This is a genomic window from Micromonospora sp. NPDC005707 (assembly GCF_040631005.1).
Lineage (GTDB): Bacteria > Actinomycetota > Actinomycetes > Mycobacteriales > Micromonosporaceae > Micromonospora.
Genome location: NZ_JBEXYR010000006.1, coordinates 351,029 through 371,757 on the forward strand (window position 1 = coordinate 351,029; position 20,729 = coordinate 371,757).

Below are 20,729 nucleotides of genomic sequence, written 5' to 3' on the forward strand. Positions count from 1 at the left end.
ATGACCTTCCTGGCCAACCAGCGGGTTCTGTCACGGTCCCAGCATCGGGCACCAGCGGCCGCGGACCGCGAACGCCGAGCGGCATTTCGTGGCGCCGTACCCGGAAGGGGTTGACGGGTCGCTGGTCGCGGCCCGTCAACCCCCGGTACCCGGTGCTACTTGCCGCCCCCGGACCGGAACGCCACCCAGGCGTCACTCATCCGGTCCGCCTGGCCGGCGGTGAACATGTTCATGCAGGAGTCCTGCGTGTAGTCCATGAAGTTGTGGATCGGGTCCAGCCCGGGTGCGGTGCAGGTGTCCGCGCCGACCGGGCAGTTGAACTGCGGCGCCGCTTCCCGCGGGGTGTCCGCGACGAAGTCGCCCGAGGCGGAGCACCCGTGCGCGAAGGTGTGCTCCAGCATCAGCCAGTGCCCGACCTCGTGCGTCAGCGTGTCACCGAGGGCGTACTTGCCCGCCGTCCCGCCCGGCATCGACTCGTCGAGCATCACCACGCCGTCGATGTAGTCCCGGCCGTTGTTGTAACCCTTCGGGAAGTACGCCCAGCCGAGGAGGCCGCCGCCGATGTTGGCCGCGTACACGTTCAAGGTGCGGGCGTCGCCGGTGTACAACGCCTTCTTCATGTCCCGCTCGTTCTTGCCGGGCACGACCGTGTACCAGTCGCTGTTGACCGTCCACGTCGTGTCGACCAGCGAGAACCGGAACGGCGTGTCGGAGGCGTCCGACGCCGTGCGGCCCGCGTACGAGTCGTTGAGCACCTTCATCTGCGCCGCGATGAGGGTGTTCCACCGGTTGGTCTCGGCCGCGCTCAGGGCGTGGTCGGAGACCATGTGGAAGACCGTCGGCACGGTGACGCTGCCGTTGGGCAGGCGCGGCGCGTCCTTGATCACGCCGTAGGCGTTCGCCTCGTTCTTGGAATACAGCTCGGGCTCCTGGGCGGTGGCGCCCTCGCTCACCCGCGCCGCGCTGTGCCCCTGGCCCGGCGCGCACGCCGTCACGCCCGCGGAGGCGGTCACGGAGGCTGCCGTGCCCACCGCCGCGGATGCTCCGCCGGCCCCCAGGAATGTCGCCGCGGTGGCGGTCAGGACCGCCAGTCGGAAGGTGGATCTTCTGTGCATCGTTGCACCTTTCGCCGGATGGAGCCACCGACCTGAGTGGACGAGGGTTGCCGCAAGCGGGCCGGTGACAGTCGTCGTCCCGGTATGAGAACACGCCGCTGACCTGAGCAAAAGGCCCCCACCAGGCAGCCGTCGCACCCGTGGGGTGACAGGCCGCCGCCGGCATGGGAACCTACCGGTCGGTAACGTTCCCGGCGGAAGGCAGTGACATGGCGGACCTGACAGCGCTGGCGGATCCGGGCGGGCAGCAACCGGAGGCGCTCGATCCCGCCGTCGTGCGCCGCGCCTGGCGGGTGACCGAGCCCCTGCACGCGATGATCTACTTCGTGCCGGAGGCGCACGAGCGGTACGCCGCCCTCGGCCTCCCCGCCCCGGCCGGCTACTTCGCCTCCCGCGCGGCCGCCCTGGGACCGGTCGGTCCCGGCCCGGTGGTGGCCAGCTTCTTCAACTTCAGCCCGGACCTCGTGGCCCGCGTGCTCCCGGCCGCCTGGGAGCGGGCGACACCGGCCGCCGTGCTGGCCGCCCGGCGGGACGCCGCCGACGCGGCCCTCACCCGGGCGCTCGGCGACGCGGTGCGGGCCCCGGAGCTGGTCGAGGCCGCCGAGCTGGCCCGCCGCGCCGCCGAAGCCGCCACCGCACACCCCGAGGGGCGGCCGCTGTTCGCGGCACACGCGGCGCTGCCCTGGCCGGACCAGCCGCACCTGATCCTCTGGCAGGCCCAGACGCTCCTGCGGGAGTTCCGTGGCGACGGGCACGTGGCCGCCCTGGTGCTCGCCGGCCTGACCGGGCTGGAGGCGCTGGTGCTGCACGCCGCCTCCGGCGAGGTGTCGGTCCGCTTCCTGCGCCGCACCCGGGGCTGGACCGGCGAGCAGTGGGCGGACGCGGTCGAGCGGCTGCGCGGGCGCGGGCTGGTCGAGGGCGACGAGCCGACCCTGACCGACAGCGGACGGGCGCAGCGCGCGCGGATCGAGGCGGCCACCGACCGGCTCGCCACGCCCGCGTACGCGGTGCTCGGCGCCGACGGGTGCGCCCGCCTCGCCGAGCTGACCCGGCCGCTGAGCCGGGCCGTTGTCGACGCCGGTCTGCTCGACGTCGACAACGCCGTGCCGCCGGCGCCGCGCAAGGGATGAGGCGACGGCGGGTCAGGTGAGGTCGAGCTGCACCGTGGCGATCTCCCAGGCGCGCAGCGGCAGCCGGACCGACCCGTCAGCGTCGACGGTGAGCGGCTCGCCGGCCCGGCCGAGCAGGTCGGCCCGCCACGCCCCGCGTACCGGCGCGCCGCCGAGCACGGCGGTGGTGTCCACCGGGGTCTGCGCCACCAGGCGCACCTCGGTGCGGCCCGCCCGGTCCCGCACGCTGGTCACCGCGACGCCCGGACCGTCGACGGCGAGCCCGACCGCCGGCGCGGGCAGCGCGGTGGCCGGGTCGGCGGTGCCGGGGAACGACAGCAGCTCGTGCCGGTACGCCTCGGCCGCCGCCAGCACACCCGCCTCGTGCCAGGCGCCCCGGTACGGCAGCACCGCCAGCTCGACCGTGCGGGTGCCGCGACACTGCGCCTGGGGCGTGGGCAGCTGCGGGCCGGCGGGTTCGTCGCGCAGCGCGTGCCGGTTGCGGGACAGCATCCCGATCGACCGCAGCGCCGTGACCGCCAGCTCGCGGCCGGTGTCGGTCAGCTCGTACTCGGTGGGCTGGGTCAGCAGCACGGCGAGCGCGCCGTCCGGCCCGCCGGCCGCCACGAACCCGTTGGCCGGGAACGTGGGCAGCGGCACCTCACCGCCACCGCCCTCGGCGGTCAGGCCGCGCGCCACCACGGCGAACTGGCCCTCGGCGTACGAGGTGTCGGCCGGCGACGGCAGCGGCAGGTGCAGCCGCACGCGGTGGTCGTCGCAGCGGTTGTCGAACTCGACGCGCAGCCGGAGGAAGCCCTCGCCGCGGCGCAGCTCGACCCGGGTCGTCACGGTGACGGGTTCCCGGTCCACGGAGCGGGAGCCGGCGTCGACGTCCGCGGCCACCGGCCAGCGGTACTCGCGTACCACCTCCAGGACGGCCACGAGCGGGCCGTCGTGGCGCACCACGGTCCGCACCGCCCGCGGCTTGTCGACCAGTTCGTCGGCGGCCGGCGGCGCGTAGTTGTAGCTGTCGCCCACGTCGCCGCCGTCGACGATCCGGCCGACCCCGTCGACGGTCACCCCGTCCGGGGTGGACAGCGCGAGGGTGCCGTCCTCCGCGACGTCGACCCGGAGCAGGCCGTTGTCGAGGCTGCGGCCGGCAACCGTCACCGGGTCCGACGCGGGCGTGGCGGTCGCCGGGAGCGGCGCCGGCCGGACCGCGGCGTGCCCCAGCGGCGGCACGTCGACCAGGGCGGCCACGGTGGCCCGGGGAGCGGCGAGGATCCGTACCCGCCACCGGTCGGGCTGTCCGGCGGCGGCGAGCGCCAGCCGGACGTCCTCCACGTCGAAGGCCGGGTCGCCGTGCCGGGCCACCTCGAAGGTGAGGGTGGCGTCCTCGGGCGACACCGACCAGGCCGTGACCTCCTGACCGTAGAGCTCCCGGCCGTGCACCCGGGTGAGGACGGCCGGCAGCTCGGCGGCCGGCACCACGTCGTCGGCGAGCAGCGTGCGGCTCCGGTCGAGGACCTGGGTGGCCATGCTGCGGCCGGTGGCGTCGGCCAGCGCCACGGCGCCGTCGGCCGGCACCGCCACGTCGAGGCACACCAGGGCGGTACGCGCCGCCGGGGTGGGGTTGAACAGCAGGTGACCGTCCCGGGGCACGGCGGCCGAGAGCCGCGCGCCGACCAGGTCGCAGACCGCCCGGCCGAGCTGGTCGGCCTCGGCGAGCCGGGCGGCGACCTGCTCGGCGGTCTCGTCGCAGCCGCAGCCGGTGACCGAGTCGTGGCAGCTCGCGTCGATCAGCCGGGTCCAGGCCATGTCGAGGAAGCGCTGCACGGACCCGTCGTGGGTGAGCGCGGCGAGCGGTTCGGCGTACCGTTCGACCCGCCGCTCGGCGCGGTTCATGGCCTGCTTCAGGTGCGCGCGGACGGAGATCACGCCGGGCAGGATGTTGGCCCGGGCGTGCGAGCGCAGCTCGCCACGCACCACGGGCAGCCCGTCGACCGTGGCCGGTTGGGTGGCGAAGTACTCGGCGAGGGTGCCCAGCCGCAGCCGGGTGCCGGCCACGTCGGCGGTGGCCAGCAGGTCGGGGGCGTCCGGCGCCGGTGCGGCGTGGTCGGTGCCGTACATGGCCAGGACCGGGGTGTCGTCGCCGGCCGGACGCCATTCGGCGAGGCGGTCGGCGAGGTCGCCGGCGCGGCGGGTGACCTGCGCGGCGTCGTCCATGAGGCCGGCCGCGTTGCCGTAGCCGCCGGGCAGGTACTGGGTGCGGACGGTGGTGCCATCGGGCGCCTGCCAGGCGAACGCGTGACTGTGCACCCGCTCGGGCACGCCCCGGAACACGCAGGCGTGGGCCAGCCCGGCGCCGGCCAGGATCTGCGGCATCTGGGCGATGTGGCCGAACATGTCGGGCAGGTAGCCGACCGGCATGGCGCCGCCCAGCTCGGCGCTGCGCGCCAACCCGCGTTCCAGGTTGCGGACGATGTTCTCGCCGGAGCAGAGGAACTCGTCGAGCAGGATCTGCCAGGGGCCCACCGCCAGCCGGCCGGCGCGGACCAGGTCGATCACCTGCTCCCGCCGCTCCGGGCGGACCTCCAGGTAGTCGTCGACCGCGGCGAGCTGCCCGTCCAGGGTGAACCGCTGCCGCGGGTCGCGCTCCATCCGGTCGAACACGTCGTCGAGCAGCGCCACGAGCCGCAGCCGGAACCGCTGGAACGGCTCGTACCACTCCCGGTCCCAGTGGGTGTGCGGCACCACGATGATCTCGGTCGGTCGCGTCATCAGCTTGCCGCCTCTCCGCCGATCGCCGCCCCGGTCAGCTCACCGTAGCGGCGTACCACCTGCTGGCTGGTCCGTACGTCGGCCGCGCCCTCGGCGATGCCGGTCAGCGGCGCGGCGCCCGCCGTGACCATCGCGTGGAACGCGACAAGTTCCTGCTCGAACGCCTCGGTCACCGACCGGTACGCGGCCCGCCGCTCGCCGCCGCCGTGCTCGTCCACCACGGTCAGCGTGGTCGGCGCGTTGAGCAGGTACGGCGAGGGGAACACCAGCTCCAGCGAGCCTCGGGCGTGGTGCAGGGTGACCGTCTCCCGGTAGGCGGGGTAGTCGGGCAGGTTGAGCCACCGGATGCCGTAGCGGGCGCCGTCCGGCAGCCGGCCGCTGATCTCCACCGACGGCTCGGCCGGCCCGTCCGGCGTGAGCGGCCAGGTGGCGACCTGCTCCACGGTGGCCGGTGCCCCGGTGAACAGCCGCAGCAGGGACAGGTCGTGCGAGATGCTGTTGATCAGGATCTGGTAGAGCGCGCGGGCGCCCGGGTCGGTGCCGACGGCGGCGTCGAGCAGCGCCCGGTCGGCGGCGGACAGCCGGGCCACCTCGTCGGGCGGCAGGTCGCCGGCGGCCGGCGGCAGGTTGGCGAAGCGGAGCTGCCGGTCGCCGCCGGCGTGCAGCACGGTCACCTCCACGGCGTGCACCCGCTCCGCGCCGCCGAGTTCCGCCAGCAGCCGCGCGGCCTCGGCCACCGCCGGGTCGTACTGCTTCATGTAGCCGACCATCAGCGCCGGGCTGCCGGCACTCAGGTCGGCCAGCACGGCCGTCTCGGCGCGCGTGTAGGCCAGCGGCTTCTCGCACAGCACGGGCAGGCCGGCGCGCAGCGCCAGCGCGGCCAGGTCGCCGTGCGAGCCGGAGGTGGCCAGCAGCACCGCGTCGCAGCCGCCGTCGGTCACCATCCGGGCGGCATCGGTGTAGCGGCGGGTGGGCTCGACGCCGTACCGCTCGCCCAGCTCGGTCATCCGGGACGGGGACAAGTCGGCCAGCGCGACGATCTCGAACAGGTCGCTCCGGCGCTGCAGCAGCGGCAGGTGCACGGTGCGGGCGATGATGCCCAGCCCGGCCACCGCGATCCGGATCCGCTTGCCCGGCTCGGTCATCGCAGCGCCTCCTCGAGCCACCGCCGGTTGTCGTGCTGGTCGGCGCGGATCCGGTCGAGGTCCCCGCCCTCGGGGGCGTCCTGCTCGACGACCAGCCAGCCGGTGTAGCCGATGTCTTCGAGGGCGGCGAACACCCCGGCGAAGTCGACGTCGCCGCGGCCCAGGGCGCAGAAGCCGCCGGCGGCGACCACGTCCATGAGGCCCCCGCCGGCCGCCCGGGCCCGCGCGTGGGCGGCGAGGTCGGCGTCCTTCAGGTGCACCTGGCCGATCCGGCCGGCCCAGCGGCGTACGGCGGCCACCGGGTCGCCGCCGGCCAGCGCCAGGTGCCCGGTGTCCAGGCAGACGGCGATGTCGGTGAGGTCGAGCAGCCGGTCGGCCTCCGCCTCGGTCTCCACGTCGGTGCCGAGGTGGTAGTGGAACACCGGCTCCAGCCCGCGGTCGCGGCACCGGTCGGCGGCCTGCTGCACCCGGGCGGCGAAGTCCGGCCAGGCCGCGGCGGGCAGCGCCGACGCCAGATCGGTCGGGACGCCCGGTCGGGCCATCCGGCCCGGGTTGCCGGGGCAGGCCAGGGTCGGCCGGGGCGCGAACCGGGGGTCGTCGACCGGCGCGGCGGTGAACACGTCGAGCGCGGCGTCGAGCTGGGCCAGGTCCTCGGCGAAGCCGGCCGGGTCGGCGAAGCGCAGGTCGACCCAGCCGCCGGCCAGCGCGATGCCGGCGGCGGCCAGCCGCCGGGCGAGGGTCTCGCCGGTGCCGAGGTAGCCGATCGGGCCGGAGTCCACCCCGGTGTAGCCGTCGCGGGCCAGCGCCGCGAGCAGGTCCTCGGGGCCGACGGGTGCGCCGGTGGGCTGGTAGATGCCGTAGTTGACGGGGGCGCCGGCCACCCGCGTGCGTGCGGTCAGCTGCACAGTGCGATCACCTCCATGCGGTGGGACTCCAGGACGTGCAGCCCGTCGCCGGCCGGCAGCAGGCACCGGTCGCCGCGGACCAGCCGGTGCCGGCCGTCCGGGTAGGCCAGCAGCGCGCCGTCGGCGTCGAGCGCCAGCAGCTCGTCACCGAGGCGCAGCAGCAGCGGCCCGTCGGGGTCGGCGGAGACGGCGGTACGGCCGCCGCGCAGCGCGTCCAGCACGGCGTCGACGGGTGCGCGGTCGGGGTCGGCGAGCACCCAGGTGGTGGGGGAGCCGGGCGGCGCGTCGTCGCCGGGGCGGTGGAAGTCGCTGCCGCCGATCGCCACGACGTCCGGCCGCCACGCCCGCGCCCAGGCGAGGGGGGCGCCCCAGGTGCGGTCCCACCAGCCGGAGTGCCACACCTCGACGAGGTGGGTGCGTTCGGCCAGCGGCTGGCGCCAGGCGCAGTCGCCGCCCAGGGGGTGGTTGACCGACATGAGCCCGCCGTCGCGCCGGGTGGCGGCGAGCCACTCGTCCGGCGGGCGGCGGAAGTCGACCCAGCCCACCGGCCCGAACACGTTGGCGTGCCCCCGGTCGGTGGTCACCTCCTGGCCGGGCAGCAGCGTGATGCCGTAGCGGGCGGAGGCGTCCGGCAGCCACGGGTGGTGGCTGACCGTGTTGTGGTCGGTGACGGCGAGGAAGTCCAGGCCGCGGGCGGCGGCGAGCGCGGCCAGCTCGTCGATGGTCTGGCTGCCGTCGCTGTGCACGGTGTGCGCGTGCAGGTCACCGGCGAGCCAGCGCCGGCCGTCGACGGCGGGCAGGTCGCGGCGGGGCGGGCGGTCGGGGCGCGGTGGCGCCGCCGGTGCGGGTGGCGCGGGCGGCGGCGTGGTGCTGGTGGTGGCGGTGACCTCGTAGGCCAGCCCGTCCGGTGAGATGCGGTGCAACCGCAGCAGCACCTGCCACTCGCCGGGTTCCAGCTCGCCCGGCAGGTAGCCGGGGGTGGCCCAGCCGGCGGCCACGGTGTAGCCGTCGCGGGCGCCCCCCGACCAGCCCCGGAAGCCGCCGGGCCCGACACAGCCCAGGTCGAGCACCCCGGCCTCGCGGGGATAGTCCAGCCGGACGGTGAGCGCGGCGGTGCCCGGTGCGACGGTGACCGGCAGGGGCCGCAGCACGTCGTCGGCCCGGTCCTGGAGGGTCCACCTGCCGCGGTGCACGACCACGGTCAGCTCCGGACGGCCGCGTCGGCGCGGGGGGCCGGCACGGCCGCCGTGGCGGTGGCCGTCACCAGGTTCCCGTCCCGGTAGAGCAGCGACCGGCCGGGGCGGGGCACCGCCCAGCCGGTGTCGCCCGGTTCGGGTTCGGCGCCCTCGGGCACCACGACCTGCACGCTGGTCCGGCCGGCCTCGTCGCCCGCCTCGGCGTCGTCGGTGGGCACGTCCAGCGAGACCAGGGAGACGCTGCCCAGGTTCTCCACGACGACGACCTCGCCGGTCAGCGCGCCGGGGACCTCGGTGGGGGAGTAGTCCAGGTATTCGGGGCGGATCCCGTAGACCAGCCGCTCGCCGTCGGTGACCTGGCCGCGGGCGTCGTCGGGCAGCGGCAGCCGGGCCCGGGCCACGGCCAGCTCGTCGCCCCGCACCCGCGCGTCGATCAGGTTCATCGGGGTGGAGCCGATGAAGCCGGCCACGAAGGTGTTGGCGGGGCGGCGGAACACCTCGGTGGGGGTGCCGACCTGGCGGATCCGGCCGCCCTCCATCACCGCGATCCGGTCGGCCAGGGCGAGCGCCTCGGCCTGGTCGTGGGTGACGAAGACGGTGGTGACGCCCAACTCCCGCTGCAGGCGCTTGAGGAAGGTCCGGGCCTCCAGCCGCAGCCGGGCGTCGAGGTTGGACAGCGGCTCGTCGAGCAGGAACACCTGCGGGTGGCACGCCATCGCGCGGGCCAGGGCGACGCGCTGCTGCTGGCCGCCAGAGAGCTGCCCCGGACGGCGTTCCAGCAGCCCGGACAGGCCGAGCTCGTCGGCGGTGTCGGCGGCCTTGCTGCCCCGGCTGCGCCGGTCGACCTTCTTGATCCGCAGCGGATAGGCGATGTTGTCCCGCACGGTCATGTGCGGGAAGAGGGCGTAGTCCTGGAAGACCATGGCCACGTCCCGCTTGCCCGGCGGCAGGTTGGTGACCTCGCGCTCGCCGATCCGCACGCTGCCGCCGGAGGCGACCTCCAGGCCGGCGATCGTGCGCAGCAGGGTGGTCTTGCCGCAGCCGGACGGGCCGAGCAGGGCGAAGAACTCGCCGTCGGCGATCTCCAGGTCGAGGGCGTCCAGGGCGCGTACCCCGCCGGGGTAGACCTTGGTCAGCTCGCGCATCGTGATGGCGGACATCAGCGCTTGATCCCTCCGTGGAAGCGGAACCCGTACCGGCTGCTGACGAAGACGAACATGAGCGCCACCGGCAGCGAGTAGAGCAGCGAGAAGGTGGAGAGCAGCCGCAGGTCGGCCTGCCCGCCCTCGGTGTAGAGCGTGTACATGATCACCGCGGCGGGGGCCTTGTCCGGCCCGCGCAGCAGCAGGAACGGCACCAGGAAGTTGCCCCACACGTTGGCCACCGCCCAGACACCCACGGTGGCCAGGCCGGGACGGACGAGCGGCACCACGATGTGCCGCATGATCTGCAACGGGCTGGCGCCGAAGACCCGGGCCGACTCCTCGTAGGACGTCGGGGTGGAGTCCATGAAGTCCTTGAGGATGAAGATGGCCGCCGGCAGCAGCCCGCCGCTGAGGATCAGGATGACGCCGAGCCGGGAGTCGATGAGGTTGAGCCGGAAGGCCAGCTCGAACAGCGGCACCATGGTGGCGGTGCCGGTGACGATCGACGACAGCAGCAGCAGCCCGTAGAGCAGCGCGTCGCGGCCGGGCACCCGGACCCGGCTCAGCGCGTACGCGGCGAGGGCCCCGAAGGTCACCACCAGCGCCGCGGTGCCGGCCGCCAGGTAGACCGAGTTGAGCAGCGACGTCAGCGCGTAGGGGTTGTCCAGCAGGGCACGGAAGTTGTCCAGGGTGAACCGGGGCAGCGAGGCCGTGATGGTCGGGGTGTCGTCGAACGGGGCGGTGGCCAGCCACAGCAGCGGAAGCGCGAAGAAGCCCAGGACGGCGCAGAGGAACGTGTAGCGGGCGATCTGGGCGAGCAGGTGGCGTACCGCGACGGTGGGCCGCTCGCCGGTCGGCTCGCTGGTGGTGGTTGCGGGCGCCGCGGTGGTGGTCACGCCGACTCCTTCCGCCGGCCGAGCATGCGCAGGTAGATCAGCGCGATGACCAGGTTGATCAGCAGCATGATGAACGAGATGGCGGCGCCGAAGCCCAGTTCGCCGCCGGAGAGCGCCACCTTGTAGACGTAGACCGGCAGGATCTCCGAGCGCTGCTCGGGCCCGCCGGCGGTGATCAGGAACGGCGCGAAGTCGTTGAACGTCCACAGGCTGATCAGCAGCAGGTTGGTCAGCACATGCCCGCGGATGCGGGGGAAGACCACGTCGCGCAGCTGCTGCCAGGTCGAGGCGCCGGCCAGCCGGGCGGTCTCCAGGTGCGAGCGGGGGACGTTCTCCAGCGCGGCGGCGTAGAGCATCATCGAGAACGCCGTGCCGCGCCAGGTGTTGAAGATGATGATCGACAGCATCGGGTGGTCCAGCAGCCACGCCGTCCCGGGGATGCCGAGCAGCGCGTTGAGCGTGCCGGCGTCCCGGTCGAGCAGGGCGATCCACAGGAAGGCGACCACCGAGCTGGGCAGGATCCAGGAGAGCAGGACGAACCCCTCGACCACCCGGCGCAGCGGGCCGCGCCGGTCGCGCAGCGCGAACGCGATGGCGAAGCCGAGGCCGGCCTGGCCGATGACGGCCGAGCCGAGGACGAACTGGAGGGTGAGCAGCAGCGAGGTGCGGAACCGCTCGTCGCCGAGGGCCTGGGTGTAGTTGTCCAGGCCGACGACCTCGGGATGGGCGGCGGCCAGCCCGGTCAGCCGGTAGTTGGTCACGCCCAGGTAGATCGTCCAGGCGGCCGGCACCACGAGGAAGACCAGGACGAGCACCATGGCCGGGACGAGGAACCCGGTGGCCCGGGCCCGGCCGAGCCCGGCGGCGTCGGGGGCCGGGGAGGCGCCCGTGACCGGGCGCACTCCCTCGACCACCTCGTCAGGAGGTGACGTTACCTGGACCACCGACGAACCCTTCGACCTTCTTCTGGTACGCGGCGGCCGCCTCGTCGGCGCTCTTGCCCGAGGCGGCCGCGGCGGTCGCCTCCTGCAGCGCCACCGACACCTGCGGGTACACCGCCAGCGGCGGCCGGTACGCGGTCACCGGCAGCACCTTCTCGGTGATGAAGCTGAGCATCGGGTCGCCCGCGAGGACCTCCTTGTTGACGTCCTGCCGCGCGGTGATGCGCGCCTCGCCGGCGAGTTCGGCCTTGACCCCCTCGGCGGAGTGCATGAACGACAGCAGTTCCCACGCCTGGGAGGGGAACTTGGAGTTGGGGTTGAGCACCCGGACGCCGCCACCGGACATGCTGACGAAGTCCTGGCCGCGGATGCCCGCGCCGGGCTGCTTGGCGGGGATCATCGCGTAGCCGACGGTGGTGTCCCGGTCGGCCATCTTGGCGATGCCGTCCTTCGGGTTGATGACGCTGCGCCAGAAGTAGTCACCCTCGCCGAGGATGCCGATCTTGCCGGCGGCGAACTCGGCGAACGACTTGTCGCGCCCCTTGGCCTCCTGCTGGAGCTTCGGGTCGCCCAGGCCGCCACCGTAGACCTTGGTGTAGAAGTCGAGCATGTCCTTGACCGGCTGGGTGGCGCCGGCCCACTTGCCGTCCTTGTAGATCTCGCCGCCCGCGCCGACCAGCAGCGGCAACGCGCCCTGCATCGAGGTGGCCTCACCCATCGCGGTGCCGGCGTTGATCTGGATCGGCGTCACCCCGGGCAGCGCCTTGAGCTTGGCGCCGGCGTCGAGGATCTCCTGCCAGCTCTTCGGCTGCCAGTCGGCGGGCAGGCCGGCCTGGGCGAAGAGCTTCTTGTTGTAGTAGAGGACCCGGCCGTCGGTGCCCAGCGGGATGCCGTAGCGCTTGTTCTCGAACGAGCCGAGGCCCTGCACGGTCTCCGGGATCTGGGACCAGCCCTCCCAGGAGTCGACCTGGTCGCCGGACACCTCGGACAGCGGCTTGAGGTAACCGGCCTGGACGAACTCGCCGACCCAGATGCCGTCCACGGCGATCACGTCGGCGCCGCCCTTGGACCGCAGGTCCAGGGCCATCTTGGTCTTGTACGCCTCGTCGTCGACGCCGCTGGGCACGAACGTCACCTTGGCGGTGACGCCCTTGGCCTTCTGCGCCTCGACGAACTTGGGGATGACCCATTTCTCGATCCACTCCGCGCCGGCGGAGTTCTTGCCGCCGACGATGGAGTTCGCGGAGATGGTGAGGGTGATGTTCTTGGCGTCCTTACCGGCGGGCTCGTCCGAGCCGCCGCAGGCCGTGGCGGTGAGGGCGACGGCGGTGAACGCGGCGAGCACGCCGGCGGCGCGTCTCGGCTTGGCTGACATGGGCTGTTTCCCTTCGCAAGGAGGAACTTCGAAGAGACTCGCGAGGTCGCCCCGCCGGCCGCACGTCCGCCGCCGGCGGTGCTTGCGGCCACAATGTCATGACAGCCTGACGACGTAAATACCTGTCACTGAAATGAGCGCGAAACATCCACCGTCACCGCTCGGCGACGGTCACCTCAAGGGAGTAGCGGCTGGCCCGGTAGATGTGCGCGCCGTGCTCGACGTAGCGACCCTGGTCGTCGTACGCGGTCCGGGTCATGGTGAGCAGCGGCGCCCCGCGCCGCTCGCCGAGCATCTGCGCCTCGGCGGCGGTGGCGGCCCGTGCCCCGATCCGCTGCTGGGCGCCCCGGATCCGCCGCCCGCCGGCACGCAGGATCGCGTAGAGGCCGTCGGCCTGCAGGGCCGCCATGGTGAGCCGCGGCTGGTCGACCGGGAGCCAGTTCTCCATGAGCGCCAGGGGTTCCCCGTCGGAGAACCGCAGCCGGCGCAGGTGCTGGACCTCGCCCCCGGGCGGCACGCCGAGGGCGGCGGCGACCGCCGGCGGGCAGGCCACGGTGGCCAGCTCCAGCACCGAGGTGGACGGCCGCTGGCCGGCGCGGACCAGGTCGTCGTGCAGGCTGGTCAGCTCGACGGCCCGGCGGACCTCGCCGCGCACCACCTGGGTGCCCACGCCCCGCCGGCGGACGATCAGGCCCTTGTCGACCAGGTGCTGGATGGCCTGCCGCACGGTGGGCCGGGACAGCCCCAGCCGGTCGGCCAGTTGCAACTCGCTGTCCAGGCGGTCCCCCGGTGCCAGCTCACCGCGCTGGATCGCCGCGGCGAACTGCTGCGCGACCTGGAAGTAGAGCGGGACCGGGCTGCTGCGGTCGACCGCGATCTCGGGGCCGGTCACGGAATCCTCCTCGCTGCGGCTGCGCGGGATCGGGGAGTGCTGATGCGCGCCACTGTACCGAAGCGATCACGGAGCGCAGAGCGCGGTTGTCATGACAACACATTGACACAACTCGTAGGGCACTGTTACCAATCAGGGACGGTCAAGCTGGCGGACACGCCGACGCCGGCCGGGACGGAGGGCGCCGCATGCTCGATGTGCTCACCATCGGCCGGGTCGGGGTGGACATCTATCCGTTGCAGGTCGCCACACCGCTGGCCGAGGTGGAGACGTTCGGCCGGTTCCTCGGCGGCAGCCCCACCAACGTGGCGGTCGCGGCCAGCCGGCAGGGCCTGCGCGCCGGCCTGATCACCCGCACCGGCGCCGATGCCTTCGCCGGCTACGTGCACCGGGCGCTGCGCGAGTTCGGTGTGGACGACAGCCAGGTCCGCCCGGTCGACGGGCTGCCCACCCCCATCACCTTCTGCGAGATCTTCCCGCCGGACCACTTCCCGCTGTGGTTCTACCGCACCCCCACCGCCCCCGACCTCCAGATCCGCCCCGAGGAGCTGGACCTCGATGCGATCACCTCGGCCCGCGTCTTCTGGCTCACCGGCACCGGCCTGTGCCAGCAACCCAGCCGGGACGCGCACACCGCCGCGCTCGCCGCCCGGGCCGGCCGCCCGCACACCGTGCTGGACCTCGACTACCGGCCGATGTTCTGGCCCGACCCGGCGGCCGCCACGGCGGCCGTCGCCGAGGCGCTGCCCCAGGTCACCGTCGCCGTCGGCAACCTCGACGAGGTGGAGATCGCGGTCGGCACCCGCGACCCCGACCGGGCCGCCGACCTGCTGCTCGAACGGGGGCCCCGGCTCGCCGTGGTCAAGCTCGGCCCGGCGGGCGTGCTGGCCCGCACCGCGGAGCAGAGCGTACGGGTGCCGCCGGTGCCGGTGGACGTGGTCAACGGGCTGGGCGCGGGCGACGCGTTCGGCGGCGCGCTCTGCCTGGGGCTGCTGCGCGGCTGGCCGCTGGAGCGGACCATGCGCTTCGCCAACGCCGCCGGCGCGATCGTGGCCTCCCGCCTGGCCTGCTCCTCCGCCATGCCCGACTACGCCGAGACGGCGGCGCTGGCCGGGGACGCCGCGCCGCGCCCGGCGCCGTCGACCGCCGTCCTGACAGGAGAAGACCGGTGAGCACCGAGTACGACGCGCTGACCCGCACCCGCGCGCACCGGCCGCAGGCGATCGCCGAAGCCGCCGCCCGCCGTACCCGCCGGCCCTGGCCCGAACCGGGCCGGCCGCTGTTCGTCATCGCCGCCGACCACCCGGCCCGCGGCGCCCTCGGGGTACGCGACCGGCCGATGGCCATGGCCGGGCGGGTGGACCTGCTCGACCGGCTGCGCGTGGCGCTGTCCCGGCCCGGCGTCGACGGTGTGCTCGGCACCCCGGACATCCTGGAGGACCTGCTGCTGCTCGGCGCCCTGGAGAACCGCCTGGCCATCGGCTCGATGAACCGCGGCGGCCTCTCCGGCGCCACCTTCGAACTCGACGACCGGTTCACCGCCTACGACGCCGACAGCATCGCCGCGATGCGCTACGACGGCGGCAAGATGCTCTGCCGGATCGACCCGGACGACCCGGCCACCGCCTCCACCCTGCAGGCCTGCGCCCAGGCGGTCACCGCCCTCGCCGGGCACCGCACCGTGGCCCTGGTGGAACCGCTCTGGGTGGCCCGCGACGGCGGCCGGGTCAGCGCCGACCTGCGCCCTGAGGCGGTCATCAAGGGCGTCAGCGTCGGGCAGGCACTGGGCGCGACCAGCGCGTACACCTGGTTGAAGCTGCCGGCCATCGACGAGATGGAGCGGGTGATGGCCGCGACCACGCTGCCGGTCCTGCTCCTCGGCGGCGACCCGGTGGAGGCGCCCGACGTGGTGTACGCCCGGTGGGCGCGGGCGCTGCGGCTGCGCGGCGTGCGCGGCCTGGTGGTCGGCCGGGCGCTGCTCTACCCGCCCGACGACGACGTGGCCGCCGCCGTGGACCTGGCCGGCTCGCTGCTGCCCACCGGGCAGGACGCGTGAGGACCCCCGACGCCCACCTGCCCTGGGGCGCCACGGCCCGCGCGCCGTGGGCGCTGGAGGTCACCCCCGAGCGGGCCGGCTGGACCTACGCCGGGCTGCGGGTGCTCACCCTGCCCGCCGGCGGCGAGGTCAGCTTCACCACCGGCGACGAGGAGATGCTGGTCCTGCCGCTGGCCGGCGCCGCCGTCGTGCACTGCGACGGGTTGCGGCTCGCCCTGACCGGGCGGACGTCGGTGTTCGCCGCGGTCACCGACTTCGCCTACCTGCCCCGGGACGCCGACGTGACGATCCGCGGCGCGGGACGCTTCGCGCTGCCGTCGGCGCGCGCCACCCGCCGGCTCTCGCCCCGCTACGGCGCGGCCCGGGACGTGCCGGTGGAACTGCGCGGCGCCGGACCGGCCAGCCGGCAGGTCAACAACTTCTGCGCGCCGGACGCCTTCGACTGCGACCGGCTGGTCGCCGTGGAGGTGCTCACGCCCGGCGGCAACTGGTCGTCGTACCCGCCGCACAAGCACGAGCAGGAGCGGGCGTACGACGACGGGCGGGTCGAGGCCGCCCTGGAGGAGGTCTACTACTTCGAGGTGGCCGGCGGCGCGCCCGGCGAGGGCCCGGTGGGCTACCAGCGGGTCTACGGCACCGCCGACCGGCCCATCGACGTGCTGGCCGAGGTGCGCACCGGCGACGTGGTGCTCGTCCCGTACGGCTACCACGGGCCGTCGATGGCCGCACCGGGCTACGACCTCTACTACCTGAACGTGCTGGCCGGACCCGGTGCCGCCCGGACCATGGCCTGCGTGGACGATCCCCGGCACGGCTGGATCCGGGGCAGCTGGGCCGGCCAGCCGGTGGACCCGCGGCTGCCGCTGACCCGGCCCGGAACGAAAGCGGCGTGATGCTCAGGTTGACGGTGGCGCAGGCGGTCGTGGCGTTCCTGGCCCGGCAGTACTCCGAACGCGACGGGCGGCGGCAGCGCCTGATCCCGGCCTGCTTCGGCATCTTCGGGCACGGCAACGTCGCCGGGATCGGCGAGGCCCTGGCCACCGCCGGCGGCGACCTGCCCTACCACCTCTGCCGCACCGAGCAGGGGATGGTGCACACGGCGGCCGCGTACGCCCGGATGACCGACCGGCTCAGCACCCTGGCCTGCACCACCTCCATCGGCCCGGGCGCCACGAACCTGGTCACCGGCGCCGCCGGGGCCACCATCAACCGGCTGCCGGTGCTGCTGCTGCCCGGCGACATCTTCGCCACCCGGGTCGCCAACCCGGTGCTGCAGGAGCTGGAGGACCCGCGCTCCTACGACGTCAGCGTCACCGACGTGCTGCGGCCGGTCTCCCGCTACTGGGACCGGATCAACCGGCCGGAACAGCTGCCCGCGGCGCTGCTGGCCGCCATGCGGGTGCTGACCGACCCGGCGGAGACCGGCGCAGTCACCCTCGCCCTGCCGCAGGACGTGCAGGCCGAGGCGTACGACTGGCCGGACGAGCTGTTCGCCGAACGGGTCTGGCACGTGCCGCGCGCCCGCGCCGACGAGGCCGCGCTGGCCCGGGCGGCCGCGATCGTCCGGGCGGCACGCCGGCCGCTGCTGGTGGCCGGCGGTGGAGTGATCTACAGCGGGGCGACGGAGGCGCTGCGCCGGTTCGCCGAGGAGCACGGTGTCCCGGTCGCCGAGTCCCAGGCCGGCACCGGCGCCCTGCGGCACGACCACCCGCTCGCCCTCGGCGCGGTCGGCGTCACCGGCACCACCGCCGCCAACGAGATCGCGGCCGGCGCGGACGTGGTCATCGGGGTGGGCACCCGCTACAGCGACTTCACCACCGCCTCCGGCACCCTGTTCGGCGAGGGAGCCCGCTTCGTCAACCTCAACGTCACCCGCTTCGACGCGGCGAAACTGTCCGGCACCCAGGTCGTCGGCGACGCGCGCGAGAGCCTCACCGCGCTCGGCGAGGCCTGCGCCGGATGGGCCACCGAGCCGGCGTACCGGGAGTCGGTGACCCGGCTGCGCGAGCGGTGGACGGCCGTCGCGGACCGCGCCCGGCACGCCGACCCGGACGCGCGGCCCACCCAGACCGCGGTGATCGGCGCGGTCAACGACGCCGCCGGCCCGCGCGGCGTGGTGGTGTGCGCCGCCGGGTCGATGCCCGGCGACCTGCACCGGCTGTGGCGCAGCGACGATCCCAAGAGCTACCACGTCGAGTACGGCTACTCCTGCATGGGCTACGAGATCGCCGGCGGGATCGGGGTGAAGCTGGCCGCGCCGGAACGCGAGGTGTTCGTGCTGGTCGGCGACGGCTCCTACCTCATGCTGCCCAGCGAGCTGGCCACCGCGGTCGCCGACGGCGTCAAGCTGGTCGTGGTGCTGGTCGACAACTCCGGCTTCGCCTCGATCGGCCGGCTGTCGGAGAGCGTCGGCGCGCAGCGGCTCGGCACCGCCTACGCCGGCCGGGCCGGGGAGCCGCTGCCGATCGACCTCGGCGCCAACGCGGCAAGTCTCGGCGCCGACCTGATCCGGGTGTCCACCATGGATCAGCTCCGGGCGGCCCTGGCGACGGCGAAGGCGGGCACCCGGACCACCGTGGTGCACGTGCGGACCGACCGGTTCGAGGCCGGGCCGGACGCCGGCGCCTGGTGGGACGTGCCGGTCGCCGAGGTGTCGACCACCGCGGAGGGGCGGGCCGCCCGGGCCACGTACGAGGCGGGACGCAAGACCCGGCGCACCCACCTGCGTCCCTCCTGACGGGTTCCCTGTCACGATTGGTGCCCGACCGGACATGGAGATGGACGTGAGCTCCGGGACCGAGCACGAGGACCGCTTCCGACGCGTCTACGCCGCCGACTTCGCGTCGCTGCTGGCGTACGCCCTCCGCCGCGTCGCGCATCCCGAGGACGCGGCCGACGTCGTCGCCGAGACCTTCCTGGTCGCCTGGCGCCGAAGACGCGACCTGCCGCCCGACGGCGAAGCCCGGCTCTGGCTGTACGGCGTCGCCCGCCGCGTGCTCGCCAACCACCACCGCGGTGGCGTACGCCGGCAGCGGCTGGGGGAGCGGCTACGCCAACGGATCAGCGCGGTGATCGACGGGGACCCGGGCGGTGAGGTGCCCGAACGGCTCGCCGTCCGGGCGGCGCTGGCCCGGCTCGGCGAGCTGGACCGGGAGGTGCTGCTGCTCACCGTCTGGGAGGGCATGGAGCCGCGCGAGGCGGCGGAGGTCCTCCGGGTGAGCCCGGCCGTGGTCCGCACCCGCCTGTCGCGGGCGCGAGCCAGGCTCCGCGAACTCGTCGGTGACGACCTCGGCCCACCCGGACATGTACTCGACGTCGTGACCGCACCCGCCTCGAAGGAGGGCAGATGACCGAGGAGCACCTCGACCGGATGGTCCGAGACGCCGACCCCTACCGACCCGATGTCATCGGGCACCTCGACGGGGCCGAGCAGGCTCTCCTGGAGGAGATCATGTCCCAACCGACGCCCGACCGCGTCGCCGAAGCGCCGCAGCCACGCTCCCGGGCGCGCCGCGGCCTGGTTCGCCGCCTCGCCGGCCCGCTGACCGCGGCCGCGGCGCTCATCGGCGTCCTCGCCGTGGTCACCGTCTACGGCGAGCCTCCGGAGGACCGACAGGCAGCCCCCACGGAGACGGCCGGGCCGACCAGCGCCGGGCCGACCAGCGCCGGGCCGACCACGTCGATCGTGTTCTCGCCCGTGGCGTTGAAGGCCGCCGAGGAGAACCCGCGGCTGCTGATCGACGAGCCCGGCTGGCAGGTGACCACCGTCTACGGGTTTGCCGAGAAGCAGGGCACCATCGCGTTCCGCAACGGCGAACAGCAGATGGACATGAACTGGTACCCGGCGGACCAGTACGACGGCTACCACGCGGACCGGCGCCACGTCAGCGCCCCGGAGGCCGTGAAGGTGGACGGATGGTCGGGTGACCTGTTCCGCTACAGCGCCGAGGACTTCGCGGTCATGCTCCGCCCCCGCGACGGCGTCTTCGTCGAACTCCGCGCCAGCGGCGGCAACCGGAGGGAGTTCGACCGGCTTCTCACCAAGGTCGTCCGCGTCGACGTGCGTACCTGGCTGGCCGCGCTGCCGCCGGAGATCGTCACGCCCGCCAAGGTGGACGAGCGCGCCACGGTCGTGCTCGCCGACATCCCCCTGCCGCCCAAGTTCGACAAGGCCGCGCTGCGCGATCTCGGCACCAACGACGCCTACCAGTTCGGCGCCCAGGTGACGTCCCGGGTCGGCTGCGCCTGGATCGCCGAATGGCAGCGCGCGAGGCGGGCCGGCGACGACGCCGCGGTCCGGCGGGCCGTCGACGCGCTGCGCAGCAGCCACAAGTGGCAGGTGCTGCACGAGATGAACGACGAGGGCGACTGGCCGGAGGTGTTCTGGGAGACGGCCGACAAGGTCGCCGCCGGAGAGTTTCCGCGAGGCTACGAGGGGGCGCTGGGCTGCGACTGACCGTCCCTTCCCCGGCCGTGCCGGCGCTCCCGCACCGGGAGCGCCGGCACCGCGGTCCGTAGGGTGAGCGCGTGATCACCTGCGTCGTGCACTACACCATCGACCCCGCGCAGATCGAGGCGTTCGAACGCTTCGCCCGCGAATGGATGCGGCTGGTCGCCAAGCACGGCGGCGTGCACCACGGCTACTTCCTGCCCGCCGAGGGCGCCAGCGACCGGGCCGAGGCGCTGTTCAGCTTCGAGAGCCTGGCGGCGTACGAGCGCTACCGCGCACGATTCGGCGACGACCCGGAGTTCGTGGCGGCCGACCGCATCCGCGACGACTCGGGCTGCGTCGTCCGCTACGAGCGCACCTTCATGCGTCCACTCCTGCCGACCGACTGAGCCCGCACGCTCCCCGGACCGCCCAGAACCCGCGGCGGTGATACTTGTCGGGTGACACAGGAGCGGGCAACGGAGTCGACCCGGTGGACGATCCACGGCGAGCGGGTGGTGGACGACACCTGGCGGGCGCGGCTGAGCATCGCCGACGTCGAGCTGCCGGACGGTGTCCGCTTCGAGGGAGTCATGTCACCGTGACATGACCCGCCGACATGGCCCCTCGCCCGGGTGGGACGGGATGGTGCCGCCATGACGCGTGACTGTCCGGACCTATTCGTTCCCTCGTCCTCCGCTCCTGCGGCAGCGGTCGGGTCTTGGTGGCACGGCCGATGAGAAG

18 protein-coding genes and 1 pseudogene are annotated in these 20,729 nt (G+C 74.2%); 9 read left to right on the forward strand and 10 right to left on the reverse strand.

Annotated elements, in window-relative coordinates; translation table 11 throughout:
- Positions 1 to 155: 155 nt before the first annotated feature.
- Positions 156 to 1,013, reverse strand: coding sequence for a zinc metalloprotease (locus ABZ452_RS14575; protein ID WP_357942608.1), 858 nt, complete (start codon positions 1,011 to 1,013; stop codon positions 156 to 158).
- A gap of 311 nt (positions 1,014 to 1,324) precedes the next feature.
- Between ABZ452_RS14575 and ABZ452_RS14580 the strand changes: the two genes are divergently transcribed.
- Positions 1,325 to 2,245 (forward strand): hypothetical protein, encoded by a 921-nt coding sequence (locus ABZ452_RS14580; RefSeq protein WP_357942610.1) that lies wholly within the window; start codon positions 1,325 to 1,327, stop codon positions 2,243 to 2,245.
- 12 nt (positions 2,246 to 2,257) lie between these two features.
- On the opposite strand, the gene ABZ452_RS14585 is transcribed toward ABZ452_RS14580, so the two are convergent.
- From ABZ452_RS14585 to ABZ452_RS14625, 9 genes are all read right to left on the reverse strand, one after another.
- On the reverse strand, positions 2,258 to 5,005 hold the full coding sequence (locus ABZ452_RS14585) for a hypothetical protein (RefSeq protein ID WP_357942612.1): 2,748 nt from the start codon (positions 5,003 to 5,005) through the stop codon (positions 2,258 to 2,260).
- A complete protein-coding gene (locus ABZ452_RS14590) occupies positions 5,005 to 6,150 on the reverse strand; it encodes a Gfo/Idh/MocA family oxidoreductase (protein ID WP_357942614.1) in 1,146 nt (381 codons plus the stop codon). The genes ABZ452_RS14585 and ABZ452_RS14590 overlap by 1 nt, the downstream gene beginning before the upstream one ends.
- Positions 6,147 to 7,055, reverse strand: coding sequence for a sugar phosphate isomerase/epimerase (locus ABZ452_RS14595; RefSeq protein ID WP_357942616.1), 909 nt, complete (start codon positions 7,053 to 7,055; stop codon positions 6,147 to 6,149). Before ABZ452_RS14595 ends, ABZ452_RS14590 begins: the two co-directional genes overlap by 4 nt.
- A complete protein-coding gene (locus ABZ452_RS14600; RefSeq protein ID WP_357942618.1) occupies positions 7,046 to 8,254 on the reverse strand; it encodes a CehA/McbA family metallohydrolase in 1,209 nt (402 codons plus the stop codon). Before ABZ452_RS14600 ends, ABZ452_RS14595 begins: the two co-directional genes overlap by 10 nt.
- Before the next feature lie 2 nt (positions 8,255 to 8,256).
- Positions 8,257 to 9,411 (reverse strand): ABC transporter ATP-binding protein, encoded by a 1,155-nt coding sequence (locus tag ABZ452_RS14605; protein WP_357942620.1) that lies wholly within the window; start codon positions 9,409 to 9,411, stop codon positions 8,257 to 8,259.
- The gene (locus tag ABZ452_RS14610) at positions 9,411 to 10,292 is read right to left on the reverse strand and encodes a carbohydrate ABC transporter permease (RefSeq protein WP_357942622.1); all 882 of its coding nucleotides are present in this window, start codon (positions 10,290 to 10,292) and stop codon (positions 9,411 to 9,413) included. The genes ABZ452_RS14605 and ABZ452_RS14610 overlap by 1 nt, the downstream gene beginning before the upstream one ends.
- Positions 10,289 to 11,236, reverse strand: coding sequence for a sugar ABC transporter permease (locus ABZ452_RS14615; protein WP_357942624.1), 948 nt, complete (start codon positions 11,234 to 11,236; stop codon positions 10,289 to 10,291). The genes ABZ452_RS14610 and ABZ452_RS14615 overlap by 4 nt, the downstream gene beginning before the upstream one ends.
- A complete protein-coding gene (locus ABZ452_RS14620; RefSeq protein ID WP_357942627.1) occupies positions 11,211 to 12,608 on the reverse strand; it encodes an extracellular solute-binding protein in 1,398 nt (465 codons plus the stop codon). The genes ABZ452_RS14615 and ABZ452_RS14620 overlap by 26 nt, the downstream gene beginning before the upstream one ends.
- A gap of 154 nt (positions 12,609 to 12,762) precedes the next feature.
- The gene (locus ABZ452_RS14625; RefSeq protein WP_357942629.1) at positions 12,763 to 13,500 is read right to left on the reverse strand and encodes a GntR family transcriptional regulator; all 738 of its coding nucleotides are present in this window, start codon (positions 13,498 to 13,500) and stop codon (positions 12,763 to 12,765) included.
- A 188-nt stretch (positions 13,501 to 13,688) separates the two neighbouring features.
- On the opposite strand from ABZ452_RS14625, the gene iolC reads away from it, so the two are divergent.
- From iolC to ABZ452_RS14665, 8 genes and pseudogenes are all read left to right on the forward strand, one after another.
- Complete coding sequence (iolC, locus tag ABZ452_RS14630; RefSeq protein ID WP_357942632.1) at positions 13,689 to 14,672, forward strand: 5-dehydro-2-deoxygluconokinase; 984 nt, start codon at positions 13,689 to 13,691, stop codon at positions 14,670 to 14,672.
- Entirely contained in the window at positions 14,669 to 15,556 is an 888-nt protein-coding gene (locus ABZ452_RS14635) for an aldolase (protein ID WP_357942634.1), read from the forward strand. Before iolC ends, ABZ452_RS14635 begins: the two co-directional genes overlap by 4 nt.
- The gene (iolB, locus tag ABZ452_RS14640) at positions 15,553 to 16,449 is read left to right on the forward strand and encodes a 5-deoxy-glucuronate isomerase (RefSeq protein ID WP_357942636.1); all 897 of its coding nucleotides are present in this window, start codon (positions 15,553 to 15,555) and stop codon (positions 16,447 to 16,449) included. Before ABZ452_RS14635 ends, iolB begins: the two co-directional genes overlap by 4 nt.
- Entirely contained in the window at positions 16,449 to 18,293 is a 1,845-nt protein-coding gene (gene iolD, locus ABZ452_RS14645) for a 3D-(3,5/4)-trihydroxycyclohexane-1,2-dione acylhydrolase (decyclizing) (protein ID WP_357942835.1), read from the forward strand. The genes iolB and iolD overlap by 1 nt, the downstream gene beginning before the upstream one ends.
- A gap of 40 nt (positions 18,294 to 18,333) precedes the next feature.
- A complete protein-coding gene (locus ABZ452_RS14650) occupies positions 18,334 to 18,906 on the forward strand; it encodes an RNA polymerase sigma factor (RefSeq protein WP_357942837.1) in 573 nt (190 codons plus the stop codon).
- Complete coding sequence (locus tag ABZ452_RS14655; protein WP_357942638.1) at positions 18,903 to 20,012, forward strand: hypothetical protein; 1,110 nt, start codon at positions 18,903 to 18,905, stop codon at positions 20,010 to 20,012. The genes ABZ452_RS14650 and ABZ452_RS14655 overlap by 4 nt, the downstream gene beginning before the upstream one ends.
- A gap of 71 nt (positions 20,013 to 20,083) precedes the next feature.
- Entirely contained in the window at positions 20,084 to 20,395 is a 312-nt protein-coding gene (locus ABZ452_RS14660; protein WP_357942641.1) for an NIPSNAP family protein, read from the forward strand.
- A 51-nt stretch (positions 20,396 to 20,446) separates the two neighbouring features.
- Positions 20,447 to 20,572, forward strand: a pseudogene (locus ABZ452_RS14665) (NUDIX hydrolase); the annotation flags it as partial.
- Between the last annotated feature and the right edge of the window lie 157 nt (positions 20,573 to 20,729).

Bases quoted from the DNA above. Each gene is read 5' to 3' on its own strand.
- ABZ452_RS14580 (WP_357942610.1), top strand. From the start codon at position 1,325: ATGGCGGACCTGACAGCGCTGGCGGATCCGGGCGGGCAGCAACCGGAG.
- ABZ452_RS14585 (WP_357942612.1), bottom strand. From the start codon at position 5,005: ATGACGCGACCGACCGAGATCATCGTGGTGCCGCACACCCACTGGGAC.
- ABZ452_RS14590 (WP_357942614.1), bottom strand. From the start codon at position 6,150: ATGACCGAGCCGGGCAAGCGGATCCGGATCGCGGTGGCCGGGCTGGGC.
- ABZ452_RS14605 (WP_357942620.1), bottom strand. From the start codon at position 9,411: ATGTCCGCCATCACGATGCGCGAGCTGACCAAGGTCTACCCCGGCGGG.
- ABZ452_RS14620 (WP_357942627.1), bottom strand. From the start codon at position 12,608: ATGTCAGCCAAGCCGAGACGCGCCGCCGGCGTGCTCGCCGCGTTCACC.
- iolC (WP_357942632.1), top strand. From the start codon at position 13,689: ATGCTCGATGTGCTCACCATCGGCCGGGTCGGGGTGGACATCTATCCG.
- iolD (WP_357942835.1), top strand. From the start codon at position 16,449: ATGCTCAGGTTGACGGTGGCGCAGGCGGTCGTGGCGTTCCTGGCCCGG.
- ABZ452_RS14650 (WP_357942837.1), top strand. From the start codon at position 18,334: ATGGACGTGAGCTCCGGGACCGAGCACGAGGACCGCTTCCGACGCGTC.
- ABZ452_RS14655 (WP_357942638.1), top strand. From the start codon at position 18,903: ATGACCGAGGAGCACCTCGACCGGATGGTCCGAGACGCCGACCCCTAC.